Genomic DNA, 13,700 nt, shown 5'->3' on the forward strand with positions numbered 1-13,700 from the left:
TTGCACTCTGGAAGCGTCTCGTCGATGGCGATCTGGTCACGCCGGACACATGGGAGGTCGCACTCTCGGGCGGCGGCGACAAGCGCGAGACGTGGGAGCGCCTGCTTGCCGAGCGCAAGCTCGGCGCGCTCGCACTGCTCCGCAACCTGCGCAACATGCACGCTGCGGGCGTGAACGAGGAGCTCGTGCTCGACGCGATCCGCACGATGAAGACCGACCGCGTGCTGCCGTTCCGCTTCATCGCCGCTGCGCGTTATGCGCCGCAGTGGGAGGACACGCTCGAGAAGAAGATGTTCTCCTCGGTTGAGAACGTCGGAAAGCTGGCGGGCAAGACCGTGCTGCTCGTAGACGTATCCGGCAGCATGGACGCTTCGCTCTCGGCTCGTTCGGAGATGCAGCGCACGGACGCCGCCTTCGGGCTGGCGATCCTGCTGCGCGAAATCTGCGAGGACGTAGCGGTCTACAGCTTCTCGAACGTGACGAAGCGGGTGCCGTCGCGTCGTGGCTTCGCACTGCGCGACGCCATCAACACGAGCCAGGCGCACCAGGGCACGTACCTGGGGCAGGCCGTTCGCGATGTCGATGACAAATACGATCGTCTCATCGTCATCACCGACGAGCAGACTCACGATTCTGTGCCCGTACCGAATGGTCGCGGGTACGTGATCAACGTGGCCAGCTACAAGAACGGTGTCGGCTACGGCAAGTGGACGCACATCGACGGCTGGAGCGAGTCGGTCGTTGAGTACATCCGCGCACTCGAAACAATTAACTGAGGTGCCCCACGTCTGCCGCTTTTGGCAGACGTGGTTCTTTTCTTAATTTTCCAGCTCTGGTTCCTGAATTAGTCGGACAATAGAAAATATGAGGCTGCATGTCGAGTGCTACTCCGCGCGCAAGGAGGGTGAACGCCCCGTCCGCTTCCGCATGGGCGAGCACGAGTACCTCGTCGAAGAAGTGGTCGACCAGTGGTACGGTCCCGAGCACCTCTTCTTTAAAGTCCAGGCGAACGATGGCAATCTCTACATCCTCCGCCGCCAGACGACCATTCCGGACGGCTCATGGGATCTCATCTCCTTCCGTCACACCGCCTGACAACCGCTCCTTAAATCTGGACTGCACTCCACGTCTCCCGCATCTCACTCAAGAACTCCCACGGCATGGGGGTCGCTGTCATTAACTATCGGGCGGGCGTGGTCGCAGTCGTGCCATTCGACGGGAGAGGGCGGGGCGGGTACGTTTTCATCGAGAGATCGAAGAACTATAGGAAAAATGGCCAATTCTGGGCCATAATTCAGATATTATTTACATCGCCAAACGGGAGAGGGCTGGGTGTTTGCCTTCGACGAATCTTGGGCTCCTCATGAGAAACACCGGATCGAGACCGTTCTCGCGTCCGCGCGCCTCGTGCTGGCCGGTACTTTTCTCGTAATCGTTTTCCTCAGTTCCGCCTCGCACGGCAACGGATTCTCCAACTCCATCGCCGTCTCCGCTCTTTATTTCGTTTACAGCGGAGCCATTCTCGCAACCGTTACTGTCTCCCCCCGGCACACCACGGCCTTTCTCGTCGCAGTTCATGTCGCGGACATGTTATGGCCATCCGCGATCTCCGTCGCCGCCGAGGGCCCCAATAGCCCGGTGTTCGTGCTCTATATCTTCGTTTTGTTCGCGGCGGCATACCGTTGGGGGTTCCAACTCACCACCGTCACAACGTTGTTTATGGTTCTGTTGTTGCGCTTGGAGTCCGTTCTGCCCGGTTCGCACGTCCTTCGCGGTGACCCCGTCCTGATGGCGCGTTTTTCCACCCGCGCCTCCTACATGATCGTCACCGGCCTTTTCGCCGGTTTCCTTGGCGAACAGCAGAACCGTGCCCGCGCCGAAGAAGCCTCGCTTGCCAGGCTCATGACCGTCGCCCAAATGGGCACGCGCATCAACGAAATCATTGGCAATCTCCTCAAGGAAGTCCTCGCCCTGTTTGAGGGCGACGAAGCCGTCCTCTACCTCGACGACCATTCCCAGCGACGCGGCCGTGTTTGGCGGATCACTCGCAACCAGAAGCGCCACAACCCCGAACCTCACGAGATTCCTTTCGGCGAAATTCGTGATTTCACCAAGATCCCATCTGGTGCCGCCGCGCGCCTGTCGCGTACTGAGCGCCAGATCCGAATCGCCGTCCTGCTTCCCGACAACCTCTATACGATCAACCACGAAATCTCTTCCGGCCTTCTCAACGAAATCTGCGATCGCAACGCCCTGGCCGTCCGCTTCGCCACACCCGACTGGTCGGTTCTCGCCGCCATCATCAACAATCACGATGGAAAATGGGGAAAGGCGCCGCTGCATTTTCTCCAGCGCAGCATTAAGCACCTGATCCCAGCCATCTACAGCATCGACGTGAACGAGCGCCTCCGCAGTGAAGCCGGCGCCGCGGAGCGTGCCCGTCTCGGCCGCGAGCTTCACGACGGCGTCGTCCAGTCGCTCTTCGGTCTCGAGATGCAGACTTACTTGCTGCGCAACGCCGCACGCGACTACCCCAGCATCGGCGAAGAACTCCAGCAGATGCAGCAGACCATCCACGAGCAGCTTCAACAGCTCCGTGAGATGGTGCAGCGCTCCCGGACCATCGAGGTTACCAGCGACCGCCTCCTGGAGTTCCTCTCGTCTGCGACGAGCAAGTTTGCCAATGACACCTACATCTCAGCGCACTTCGAATCCAACGTGCCGTCCGGAACCGCGATCGATTTATCCGAAGGTGATTGTCGCGAACTGGCCCGAATCGCACACGAAGCCATGGTCAACGTGCGGAAGCACAGCCGCGCCAAGGCAATGCTGATACGATTGATGGACGAACCTGACTGCGTCCGCCTGACCATGGAAGACGACGGTCGCGGGTTGAACTTTCAGGGACGTCTGAGCCTCTCGGAACTCGATGCCGCCCAGGCTGGCCCTGCTGTAATTAAGGATTGCGTTCGCGCTCTGGGTGCGGAACTATACATCGAGTCGCATTCCTGGAAAGGCACCAACATAGAGGTTGTCGTTCCCAAGGAGGTTCATGCCGCTCGAGTCTCAACACGATAAGGGTCCCGTCCGAATCGTCATTGCCGACGATCACTCGCTCGTGCGCAATGGCCTCCGCCGTATCCTGGAGACCGAGGTTGATTTCAAAGTTGTCGGAGAAGCCTCCGATGGCGACGAAGCCCTCGATTGTGTCCGCAAGCTTTCTCCCGATGTTCTGCTCCTCGATCTCGCCATGCCGCGCACCGATGGCCTGCAGGTCCTCCGCGAACTCCGCTTGATGCCGAATTCCGTCAACGTAGTGATGTTGACCGCCGCCATCGATCGCGGCCAGATCAATGAAGCCGTTCGCCTTGGCGCGCATGGCGTCGTCATGAAAACCAGCGCCATCGACGTCCTCATCAAGAGCATTCGCTGTGTTATGGACGGTCAGTACTGGCTTGATCGAAGCACTCTGGCGGAGATCGTTCGTACTCCAGCCCCTGGTGATGCTCGCTTTGGCCTCACCGACCGCGAGTTACAACTCGTTGCACTCATCTCCGCCGGGGGCTCGAATAAGGAAATCGCCGAGAGCCTCGGAATCACCGAAGCCACCGTGAAGCGCCACCTTGCCAATGTCTTTGACAAAACAGGCGTTTCCACCCGTTTGGAACTCGCTGTATTTGCAATGAACCACGGCTTGGGTCACGCGAAGTAAGGTACACCTCACCGTCTACATCGTTGGATGTACGTGCTTCTGCACCTTCCGTAGAGCTACCCATACACCCTTCTGACGATTGTTGTTACTCGGTTTCGCCCTTATTCTGCTTGCGGATAAAGGGTTTGTCCCTCCCCCGGAACCCCAATCCACGTTTCTGGTACTCATCCGTTGTTGGGCCCAGAAGCCACTCATTCGCATGCACCGCTCAGTCGCTGCGACGCACGTCGCAGCGACCTCTTTTTTGCAATTAAGCCTGAATGGAAAGCTCGTGCCCACATCTGCCGTTTTCAGCAGATGTGGGTCTTGTCAATCGAGATTTTGTCCCGCAGGCCACCTTTGCCTTCGGTCTTTCACCCTCGCCTGTCTTAATCCTTCCTCGCGATAACAACCTGCTGCACTGTTGGCGGCAACGGATGCAACTCTGCCGTCGCAAACCCGGCATTCTTCAGCATCGATTCGAATTCCGCAAACGTGTAGGCGTCCCCCTTCGGCGTTGTTACCAGCATCGTCAAGGAGAATTCGGCAGCTTCCTGGGGCGTTATGCGGTCTGGGTTCGGCACGAAATCCAGAATCACCACTCGCCCTTTCGGACCCAGCGCCTTGTGAACTTTTCGTAGCAGGACTTCGTTCGTGGGCGGATCGAAATGATGCAGGAAATTCGTCAGCAGCACGAGGTCGTAGTCGGTACCCATCTCTTCATCGAAAGCGCTTCCCGGAATTTTGTCGAACCGATCGCCGAGCCCGGCATGATCGGCATTTTCCGCCGCGACCTCCAGGACGTTCCGCCAATCCAGCGCCACGATCTTTGCCTTGGGATGATGCCGTCCCAGCGTCACGCCATACATCCCATGGCCCGCCGCGATATCGAGCACCTTGTTGACCGGCACATCTAGCCGCGCCAGCAACTGCGCCAGCATCTCTGCTCCGAACCCAGCAATCCCCGCCATGTTTCGCGCAAAACTGATCCAGAAATCGTTTTCAGGCTGCAGCGTCTCCTCGCCTTCTGCCGCACCACCGCGACGAACCGCTCCAGCGACATCATTGAAGTGGGCGATCATCTCGTGGCTCGCCAGGAACCCCGCGGCACCACCCAGGTACATTGGTGAGCGTCGGTCAAGAAACGCGGCGCTATCCGGAGCCAGGTGATACTCGGAACCGTGTTTTTCCAGGAAGTGTTCAATCGACAGGAAATCGCACAAAATCCGTACTCCCCGCGCGCTAGCCTGCGTGCGCAGCGCAAGCGCCTCTGCCGTGCGTTCACCTTCGGCAATTGCCGAGAACAGGTCTAACTCGATTGCGGCCTTTAAGGCGGCGCTCAATTTGTAAGCGAAAAGGGAATTGAAGATTCGATTCGGTGTGGGTCGCGCTTCTGTCGCATGGGACTGGCGCGAAGAAGCTTGCGGCTGCATGCTGGTAGCCATCGTGTACCTCTCACATTTCTAAGTTGTGATGCACCCCGTGTTGCGGTGGGACAGTGGCAACATTGGACCACAAATGCAGGGTCTCTTCAAACTACCCCGGCCAGTTTTTCTCCATTACACTCCGTACCTGAAAGCCTGCCCAATTTTGTGCCCACGATCCATCTCTGCCCTTATCGGCAGGCGGAGGCCTTGTCGACGCGCCTCGGCTGCGGTTTTCGTCTTCCGAATCTGTAAAATGTCTTCTTGCCATTACTGGTCTGCATCCCGCCATTAAGAGCGTGAGGTACTTCAATGGCACGATGACTCGATCGCCAGATGGCAAGATTCTCGAATCGATCCTGGGAGGAGTTCGTGCAACGTAATCTGGGAAACTCTGGAATCAAAGTCGGCCCGCTCGCCTTTGGTGGAAACGTCTTCGGCTGGACGGCCGACGAGGCAACATCCTTCCGCCTGCTGGATGCTTTCGTCGATTCGCAGTTGAACCTTATCGACACCGCCGATGTCTACTCCACATGGGTCCCCGGACACATCGGCGGAGAATCCGAAACCGTCATCGGCAATTGGTTCAAGAGAACGGGGAAGCGCGACAAGATCGTCATCGCAACCAAGGTTGGTAAGCAGATGGGAGATGGCCGCAAGGGTCTCTCGCGCGACTACATCATGCAATCCGCCGAGAACTCTCTTCGTCGTCTCCAGACCGACTACATTGATCTTTACCAATCGCACGAAGATGATCCCGGTACGTCGCTCGAAGAAACCCTCGGTGCATTCTCCGACCTAATTAAGCAGGGCAAAGTTCGCGCGATTGGCGCTTCCAACTATGGTGCTGCCCGTCTCCAGCAGTCGCTCGAGGTCAGTTCGCAAAAAGGTTATTCACGCTACGAAACTCTCCAGCCCGAGTACAACCTCTATGCTCGCGAACCGTTTGAGAACGATCTTCTTCCCATCTGTGAAGAATCCGGCCTCGGCGTCTTGCCGTATTTCTCTCTCGCCTCAGGATTCCTCACCGGAAAATATCGTTCCGAAAGGGATCTCGCACAGAGCCCTCGCGGCTCCCGCGTGAAGAAGTTCCTGAACGAGCGCGGATACCGTATCCTCAGTGCGCTCGATCAGGTTGCGCGCCAGAAGCACGCCACCGCAGCGCAGGTCGCGCTCGCTTGGCTAATCGCCAGGCCGACGGTTGTCGCTCCTCTTGCCAGCGCCACCAGCGTCGAGCAGTGGAGTGAGTTGCAGGCTTCCGTTCATCTCCATCTCAGTGCAAGCGAGGTCCACTTGCTGAATGATGCCAGCGCATAGCGCGAAAGCGTCACTTGGCCCCACATCGTTCGCAAGTTTTGTATGATTGGGTATTCTCAGTGGGCTTCATGGAAACCGGCGGAATCTTTCTTTCGTTTATTGGGATTGTCGTGTTGTTTGCAGCAGACTGGCAGAATTGTCCGGTCGTCTGGCTTGCCGCACTCCTTTTCCTTTTCGCCGCGCTGGTAGGCTTTACCGTTCGGAGATGGCGATTTCCTCTTGTGGTGCTTCTCGCCCTCTCCCCAGTTGCCGCGGAATGGTCCTCTGTGCATCTCAAGGCCTTCCGCACCGAACTCGGCAATACCGCCCCGGATCTGATGACGATCGCGATTATCGGTCTGGTGCTCGCTTATACGGCCTCACTGATTGGCGGGGGAATCCGGTCACTTTTCGATGCAGGCCGTCGGTAAGTGTTTATCTGTTCTGATAGTGGAACACCGGCGCCTTCTTTGCACAAAACCGCAACCGCTCACGCACAAGGAGCTCGTTCCAGAATCACGAATTCCCGTAATTGATTTTGCGATTCGACCCAGGTCCGCGGCTAGCGCCCGATTTCGCCCAGCGCCTTATTCCACGCAACCAGCCGCTCCGTTCCCGGGACCTCGTCGAGTCGTACACGGCTCTTTTCGGACGCAAAGTAATAGGTCCAGATCCCGACGGCAAGTGTGAATGCTATGGCGTTGAGCATGGTAACCCAGGCATCGACCGAGATTCCAAAGCGAGTGCGCACCGCTTCACCGCTTGTCATCATCGCGGCCATCACGACAAATCCGGCAGTTATCCCAAACACGTAATGACGCCACGTCATTCCAAACAGCCGACAGAAGAGAAACAGGAAGAACAATAGACCAACTTCTACGAAACTTGCCGATCGATCCAGGGTGAGCAGTGCAGAAACTCGGGGAGTATAGCCCTCCGGATGTTGAATTCCCATGAACAGCGCAATCGCGGAAAGGAGCAGCACGCCACTAACGTACAATCGGTTCCCCCAACGGCGCAACGCGTGATATGGCTGGAATGTGACAGCGAATATTTCTTGTATCACCGCAAACGTGAAGAAGACATCCAGCATCTCGCCAAACCACCAATTGTAAAAATAGGCAGCATAGGAGACTTGGTAGGTAACGAAAGAGAGAACCCCCTGAATCAGATGAAAAATCGTGTAGGCAAAAAAGACAGGGAAAGTTTGGAGCTGTTTTCGGCGCAGGATGAACAATGCCGTTGCCAGCTGAAGCGCAAAACACAACGGTACAATGATGTATTCGGTCAATGCGATGGTCATGAGCGCCGGGCTCAGGATATTCCTGAAACCCGGCGCCGCACAACCGTTAGCTGCACTTTTGGACAGCGGGGTCGCAAGTGGGTGAGCCGCCGCCCTGCCCATTCGGTGAAACCGTGGTCGTTGAGGTTGCCGTTCCGGTTGCCAGGGCAATTAGAAGCAGGGTGATTGCGAGAACATCTTGCACGGTGAACTCCTTCAAGTTGGGTTTGTTTACCGTGCTAAGGTGAATCGGCAGTGTAGGTTATGCTGAAAAATCAAAGTAGCGTTTCATGTTCCGAAAGTGGAACAAAATACCTCTTGACGCCTGCCCGGAATGATTCGACCGCGCAAAGCTTGCGTTCCGGGGCATTCGCCGGCCAGTGTCTATTTCTTTTAGTTCCCCGAGAACTGGTCCAATCTCATCGCTATCCCAACCACCTGTCCCAGTATCTCCGCCTCGGACCCTAACCGAACCGTCCTGTTCTTCACCGGAGACATGGGATGCGAGCGCAGGGTCAGTATCGATCCCTCCTGATCGCACCAGCAGCAAGTGAACCCATCCCGCATCTCGACGAAGTAGATCGGCCTCTCATATTCGGAGCGCCATCCGCCATCCGCCACCTTCGTCCGATTTTCGTCGATTTGCACAAATGCCCCAGGCGAGAGCAGAGGATACATCGTCCAGTCTTTTGCCCCGATGTACCCATACGTGTACTTCCGGTCGAGGAAGTTTTTCAGCAGCGTCATCGGTACCGTCCCCCACTGCTGAATCATCCGTACAATCAGCGTCGTCGACTCCCCCCGGAACCCCGGATCCATGATCAATGGCATTTCGGCCTGCGCCTGATGTTCCAGTGCCGGCGCCAGCCCCGAATTTGGCGTATCGAACATCGTCAGGTCCGTGGGTATGCGCCCCAGGTCCAGGTCGTACATCTTCAGGACCTCGTGGTAATCGGCGCGATAAATCACGGACAGCGAGTAAACCCGGTAAATGCTCGGGATGATGCCCTTAGTTTCGATATCGGAAAGGCGGCTGAGGGAAATGAAATAATCCGGATTGTTGTATTTGATCGCGAGCTTTTCGCTGGCACTTTCCACCATGCGGATGCTCAATCCCAGCCGTTCCCGCAGCGCGCGAAGCTTCTCGCCGGCCGTCACCAGTAACCTCCCTTACTGCCCAACCGCACGCAGTCTCAAAAGGGAGAGTCTTACGAAAAATCCTCAATCCTACAAGCAAAACCTGCCATGCCCTGAGATTCGTTTTCAAGAAAATGACCCAAGGCATTCATTCCATGCCCCGCATCTCCAGCACTTGGCAAGATGGTGGTCTTTTGCTCAGCGTCCTTTGCAACCGGACGCGTTTTGCCCGATATTGGTCCCAGTGTTATCCTGACCCTGGCGAGCGGGGTTGGTATAGTGGTCGTGCCCCGGCTTCCCAAGCCGGTGACACGGGTTCAATTCCCGTACCCCGCTCCAAAGGCAGTTCCCAGTTCAGCGTTCTCGGTTCTGAGTTACCCCGTACAATCTTGTTGAAGAGCTTCAGGGTAGCCTCGGCACTTCTATGTCCAGGAAACTAACTGAGAACCAGGAACTGAGAACTGAGAACCGGGTTTTAGGCCTCATCTCCGACACCCACTCCCGCATCCGCCCGTCCGCCCTCGAAGCCCTGCGAGACTCTGACCTGATCCTTCACGCGGGAGACATCGGTTCACCGGACGTTATTTCCGCCCTGAAGAAAATTGCACCAGTCCACGCCATCTACGGAAACATTGATCGCGAACCTCTTACGAAGAAGTATCCGCCGACCGAAGTCGTCGAGATCGCATGATTCACAACCTGAAGGTCCTCGACCTCGACCCCCGCGCCGCCGGCTTCGCCGCCGTAATCTACGGTCATAGCCACAAGCCCGAATACTGCTTCAAAAACGGAGTCCTCTACTTCAACCCCGGCAGCGCCGGCCCAAGGCGCTTCTCATTACCAATTAGCGTAGGGAAGATTCAGGTGAAAAACGGCGAACTACTTCCGGAAATCATCCTGCTGGAGGAGTAGTGGGAAGTTAGTACGGGGTGAGTTGCTTGACTTTAGTGAACCCTGCGGGCACCTCGAAGATCGCGGGATCGATCGCCTCGTCGGATATTTCCACGATCTCGCGCGAGGTGGTCATCTCAGTGTTATGCTTCTCTCCCGTCTGAAAAACTTGCACTGAGCGCGTAGTCGTCTTCTCCGAAAGAACTAGCCCGTGCAACTCTGGTCCGGAATATCTGAATTCCGGTCGAACTTCCTCAGCCGCCTGCTCGCCGCCAACCCGTAGGATTATTAAGCCACCGGGCCGGTGCGAAACTGGCTCGCAAGTCGTGACGTCTGGAATGTCGAGGTACCAGGCATCTTGGATTGCTTCGCTCGGCTGTTGGCCGAGCTCGGGCGCAGGGATTTGCTTGATTGTTGTTATGTAATGACGCGCCGTATGGCCAAAGGCAGGCTTGGTTTCACCTGTGTCAAGCGTTGCCGTGCCAATTACAAGATTGGGCGGACCTTTACTCCATTTGCGTTGAGTTTCTTGTCTGACCTTTGCTTCATTTTCTGGCGAAGGTAATTGTGTTTCAGTGTATTCGTGCTTATCGGGATTCAGTGCGTAAAGAACGCGAGTATCGCACCGATGAATAACGATCATCTTCATCGGCACGACATTTCGTAGCGGCTCGAATGCTGGAAACTCTGTGCGCCGGTTCGTGCCTTGTGCGTAGGTGATGATTGTGCGTTCTGCAGGCCCAGGCATCCCCGTGACGCCGGTCGTCTGTATTCGCTGCACGATCTTGATTCCAGTTTGCCCATACGTGCAGCTTGCCAGCATGAGTACCGCTACCAGGAGGCGCATACATAAGCTCCTTCCAGTTGAGCCGGCGAAAGCATACACCTCCCGCAAGTAGTTGGCTAAGTCAGCCGCTCAAGAACAATATGTGGTCGCATTTCGCGGAGAACGGAGAACGGAGAACTCGGTACCCGGTATTCGGTACCTGCCTACCAGATCCCCTTATCGCTTCCCGTCATCTTGAAACTGATCGCCGCCGCCGTCGCCAGGTAGGGAAGCAGCGACAGCCGGAAAGTCGCGGGAACGTCGCCGCGCAACGCCGTGTGCGTTACCTGGGCGGTATAGAGCGTCGCGCCTTGCGGCATGATTGGCACGCGGATGAACTTTCCCCGAACGTAAGTCTTCTCGCCGCCAAACGGCGCCTCATCTCTTACCCGCATCGGCAGCGGCAAATCCGTCCCGCGGTACTGCTTTACATAATCGTTCACGATCTTCAGGTACGAGCACACGCCCTTCCAGATGCCGCCCATCTCCGCCGCGCGCTGCAACTCGCCGTAGTTAATCGTGCCCGACTCCACCAGTGCCGCCGTATTCACGATGTCGCACACCCGGAAATAGAAATGCCGATACATTCTCTGTAGCGTCGCGACAATGATCCGCTCTTCCGGAGCCGGCACCGGGAAATTCAGCCCACCAACACTCTTCTCGACCCGCCGGCTCACAAACCGCTGTGCCATTGCCGTGTGCTCGCCCGTCTGTCCCAGCCGCTTGGCATGAACCTCCACGGCTTCCGGCAGCCCCGGGACCGCAAAATTCCACTTATTCGCCAGGCGGTCACCCCAACTCCTGTCTTCAATATGCGCCCCGAACCTCTTCGTCATCACATCGCAGACCCGGGTCTCATCCGCCGTGGTGTACAAATCCAGGTCATTCCCCAAATCTGGCCAATGGTCCAGTGACTTCATTACCGTCGTCGGACAGCCGCCCTCTTCCAGTGCGCTCACAATCTCGTGCAGCTTCCGCACCGCGTTATCGATGCGCGCGTGCTCCCGCTCCATTACTTCTGCCGCCCACTGCGCCAGTTCCGAATTCGTGCTGGCCTCGGTGCTCCACATCTGCGCGTCTTTCGCAGATATGGGTGTTTTGGTCACCCTCTGCAACGGTTCCAGCGCCCGCAGCACCACATGATTCGAATCCGCCATCGAGACAAACGTCTCCCGCTCTGCGGCCGTCAACCCAGCTACGTACCTCACCGCCTCATCAGCCTGCGCAGGATCCAACGTGAGCAACGACAAAGCGTGAATGTATTCGCGTTCTTGAGAAACCATGTAGGAGTGCCTTCCTGAAAATAGTGATCTTCCTGATCAACAGCTTTGGATGAGCCTTTTCGAAGGGGAGTTGGCAGCGAAGGACGCCATCCACAATCCGCAATGCGAAAGCAACCGGCCATTAGTAACTAGCAAAGGCGCAGATTTACACTCTGGCGCACCTCTTCGGAGCTTGGTGACCCAAGAACCCTTGCGGATTGCGACGCCCTTCCTAATTGCTAATTGCTGATGGCTTCTTCTTCTATAATCTGCTTTCATCTAATTTCTCCGAACTGGAGCCCCCTTGGCCTACAACGATCTTCGCGAATGGATCGCCGCCCTCGACCGTGCCGGCGAACTCAAGCGTATCAAGGCAGAAGCCGATCCCAACCTCGAAATCACCGAGATCACGGATCGCGTCTCCAAGTGGCCCAGCCGCGACGGCCGAGGCCCCGGCGGCCCCGCGCTCCTCTTCGAAAACGTTAAAGGACATCCCGGTACCCAGCTTCTCATCAACCAATTCGGCTCCGAGAGCCGCATGGAAATGGCCCTCGAAACGCCCGCGCTCGACGCCATTGCCGAGCGCATCAAGGGCTTCATGGACGTGAAGTCCCCGCAGGGCTTCCTCGACAAAGTGAAGATGCTCCCCATGCTCGCCGAAATGGGCAGCTTCTTCCCCAAGGTCGTCTCCAGCGGCCCCTGCAAAGAAGTCATCAAGAAGGGAAGTGACGTCAACCTCGCCGAATTCCCCGTCCTCACCTGCTGGCCGAAGGACGGCGGCCCCTTCATCACGCTTCCCGAAGTCATTACTCGCGACCCCAACACTGGCAAGCGCAACGTTGGCACCTACCGCATGCAGGTCTACGACCGCAACTCAACCGGCATGCATTGGCAGCGCCACAAAGTCGGCGCCGAGCACTATCGCGAACGCCTCCGCGCCGAAGCCGCCAAGGGCCAGGCCAATGCTCGCGCCGCCGCCATCGACATGATGGCGCGCTCCTCCGGCGGAGCCCGCATCTCGACCGGCAAAACCGTCGCCGGAAAAATGGAAGTCGCCGTCGCTATCGGCACCGACCCGGCACTGATGTTCGCCAGCATCGTCCCCGCACCGCCTGAGGTCGAGGAGTTCATGATCGCCGGCTTCCTGCGCAGCAAGCCCGTCGAACTCGTGAAGTGCGAAACCATCGACCTCGAAGTCCCCGCCACCGCGGAAATCGTCCTCGAAGGCTACGTTCAACTCGACGAACTCCGCACCGAAGGCCCCTTCGGCGATCACACCGGCTTCTACTCGCTCGAAGACCTCTACCCGGTCTTCCACGTCGAGTGCGTAACGCACCGTAAAAATCCCATTTACTCTGCCACCATCGTCGGCCGTCCGCCGCAGGAAGACGCGTGGATGGGCAAAGCCGTCGGCCGCATCTTCAAGCCGATGATGAAGCTCACCATCCCGGAACTGGTCGACGTCAACCTGCCGCCCGAAGGCGTCTTCCACAACCTGATGATCGTCTCCATTAAGAAGAGCTACCCGGGCCAGGCGCGAAAAGTGATGAACGCCATCTGGTCGCTCGGCCAAGCCATGTTCACCAAGTGCATCGTCGTCGTCGACGACGATTGCGACGTACAGGACGTGCGCGAAGTCGTCTGGCGAGCGCTCAACAACATCGACCCGGAGCGCGACATTCAATTCACTCTCGGCCCCGTAGACTCGCTTGACCACTCCTCGCGCCTGCCAGACTTCGGCTCCAAGATGGGCATTGACGCCACCCGCAAGTGGCCCAGCGAAGGCTTCCAGCGCCCCTGGCCCGACGTCCTCGAAATGTCCCCCGAAATCAAGGACCGCGTTACCCGCCGCTGGAAAGAATTCGGCATCGAATGAGTGTTTCCACCCACC

The 13,700-nt window shown here is 57.4% G+C and carries 12 protein-coding genes, 1 tRNA gene and 1 pseudogene; 9 read left to right on the forward strand and 5 right to left on the reverse strand.

Going from position 1 to position 13,700, the window contains the following annotated elements; genetic code table 11:
• The 4 genes from ROO76_09140 to ROO76_09155 form a co-directional block, all read left to right on the forward strand.
• Nucleotides 1-776, forward strand: a 776-nt coding sequence (locus tag ROO76_09140) for a TROVE domain-containing protein (GenBank protein MDT8068315.1), incomplete at its 5' end; no start/stop codon positions are given.
• Between the two features lie 88 nt (nt 777-864).
• A complete protein-coding gene (locus tag ROO76_09145; GenBank protein MDT8068316.1) occupies nt 865-1,095 on the forward strand; it encodes a hypothetical protein in 231 nt (76 codons plus the stop codon).
• 237 nt (nt 1,096-1,332) lie between these two features.
• The gene (locus ROO76_09150) at nt 1,333-3,078 is read left to right on the forward strand and encodes a histidine kinase (protein MDT8068317.1); all 1,746 of its coding nucleotides are present in this window, start codon (nt 1,333-1,335) and stop codon (nt 3,076-3,078) included.
• Nucleotides 3,053-3,712: a response regulator transcription factor gene (locus tag ROO76_09155; protein ID MDT8068318.1), complete on the forward strand. Its 660-nt coding sequence runs from the start codon at nt 3,053-3,055 to the stop codon at nt 3,710-3,712. The genes ROO76_09150 and ROO76_09155 overlap by 26 nt, the downstream gene beginning before the upstream one ends.
• 368 nt (nt 3,713-4,080) lie before the next feature.
• On the opposite strand, the gene ROO76_09160 is transcribed toward ROO76_09155, so the two are convergent.
• Nucleotides 4,081-5,136 (reverse strand): class I SAM-dependent methyltransferase, encoded by a 1,056-nt coding sequence (locus tag ROO76_09160; protein MDT8068319.1) that lies wholly within the window; start codon nt 5,134-5,136, stop codon nt 4,081-4,083.
• 351 nt (nt 5,137-5,487) lie between these two features.
• On the opposite strand from ROO76_09160, the gene ROO76_09165 reads away from it, so the two are divergent.
• A complete protein-coding gene (locus tag ROO76_09165; GenBank protein ID MDT8068320.1) occupies nt 5,488-6,432 on the forward strand; it encodes an aldo/keto reductase in 945 nt (314 codons plus the stop codon).
• Between the two features lie 68 nt (nt 6,433-6,500).
• Nucleotides 6,501-6,842 carry a hypothetical protein gene (locus ROO76_09170; protein ID MDT8068321.1) on the forward strand — a complete coding sequence of 114 codons (342 nt, stop codon included), beginning with the start codon at nt 6,501-6,503 and terminating at the stop codon, nt 6,840-6,842.
• A 131-nt stretch (nt 6,843-6,973) separates the two neighbouring features.
• Here the strand turns inward: ROO76_09170 and ROO76_09175 are convergent, their stop codons facing one another.
• Nucleotides 6,974-7,816, reverse strand: coding sequence for a hypothetical protein (locus ROO76_09175; protein MDT8068322.1), 843 nt, complete (start codon nt 7,814-7,816; stop codon nt 6,974-6,976).
• A gap of 270 nt (nt 7,817-8,086) precedes the next feature.
• Nucleotides 8,087-8,851 (reverse strand): helix-turn-helix transcriptional regulator, encoded by a 765-nt coding sequence (locus tag ROO76_09180; GenBank protein MDT8068323.1) that lies wholly within the window; start codon nt 8,849-8,851, stop codon nt 8,087-8,089.
• Between the two features lie 244 nt (nt 8,852-9,095).
• Between ROO76_09180 and ROO76_09185 the strand changes: the two genes are divergently transcribed.
• Nucleotides 9,096-9,169 (forward strand) — tRNA-Gly (locus ROO76_09185).
• A gap of 85 nt (nt 9,170-9,254) precedes the next feature.
• Nucleotides 9,255-9,742: pseudogene (locus ROO76_09190) on the forward strand (metallophosphoesterase family protein).
• 7 nt (nt 9,743-9,749) lie between these two features.
• Here the strand turns inward: ROO76_09190 and ROO76_09195 are convergent.
• Complete coding sequence (locus ROO76_09195) at nt 9,750-10,568, reverse strand: hypothetical protein (protein ID MDT8068324.1); 819 nt, start codon at nt 10,566-10,568, stop codon at nt 9,750-9,752.
• Between the two features lie 143 nt (nt 10,569-10,711).
• Nucleotides 10,712-11,830 carry a nucleotidyltransferase family protein gene (locus ROO76_09200; GenBank protein MDT8068325.1) on the reverse strand — a complete coding sequence of 373 codons (1,119 nt, stop codon included), beginning with the start codon at nt 11,828-11,830 and terminating at the stop codon, nt 10,712-10,714.
• Nucleotides 11,831-12,113: 283 nt separating this feature from the next.
• Here ROO76_09200 and ROO76_09205 point away from each other — a divergent pair, with 283 nt between their 5' ends.
• A complete protein-coding gene (locus tag ROO76_09205) occupies nt 12,114-13,685 on the forward strand; it encodes a UbiD family decarboxylase (protein ID MDT8068326.1) in 1,572 nt (523 codons plus the stop codon).
• Nucleotides 13,686-13,700 lie beyond the last annotated feature (15 nt).

The sequence above is a fragment of the Terriglobia bacterium genome, from assembly GCA_032252755.1.
Lineage (GTDB): Bacteria > Acidobacteriota > Terriglobia > Terriglobales > Acidobacteriaceae > JAVUPY01.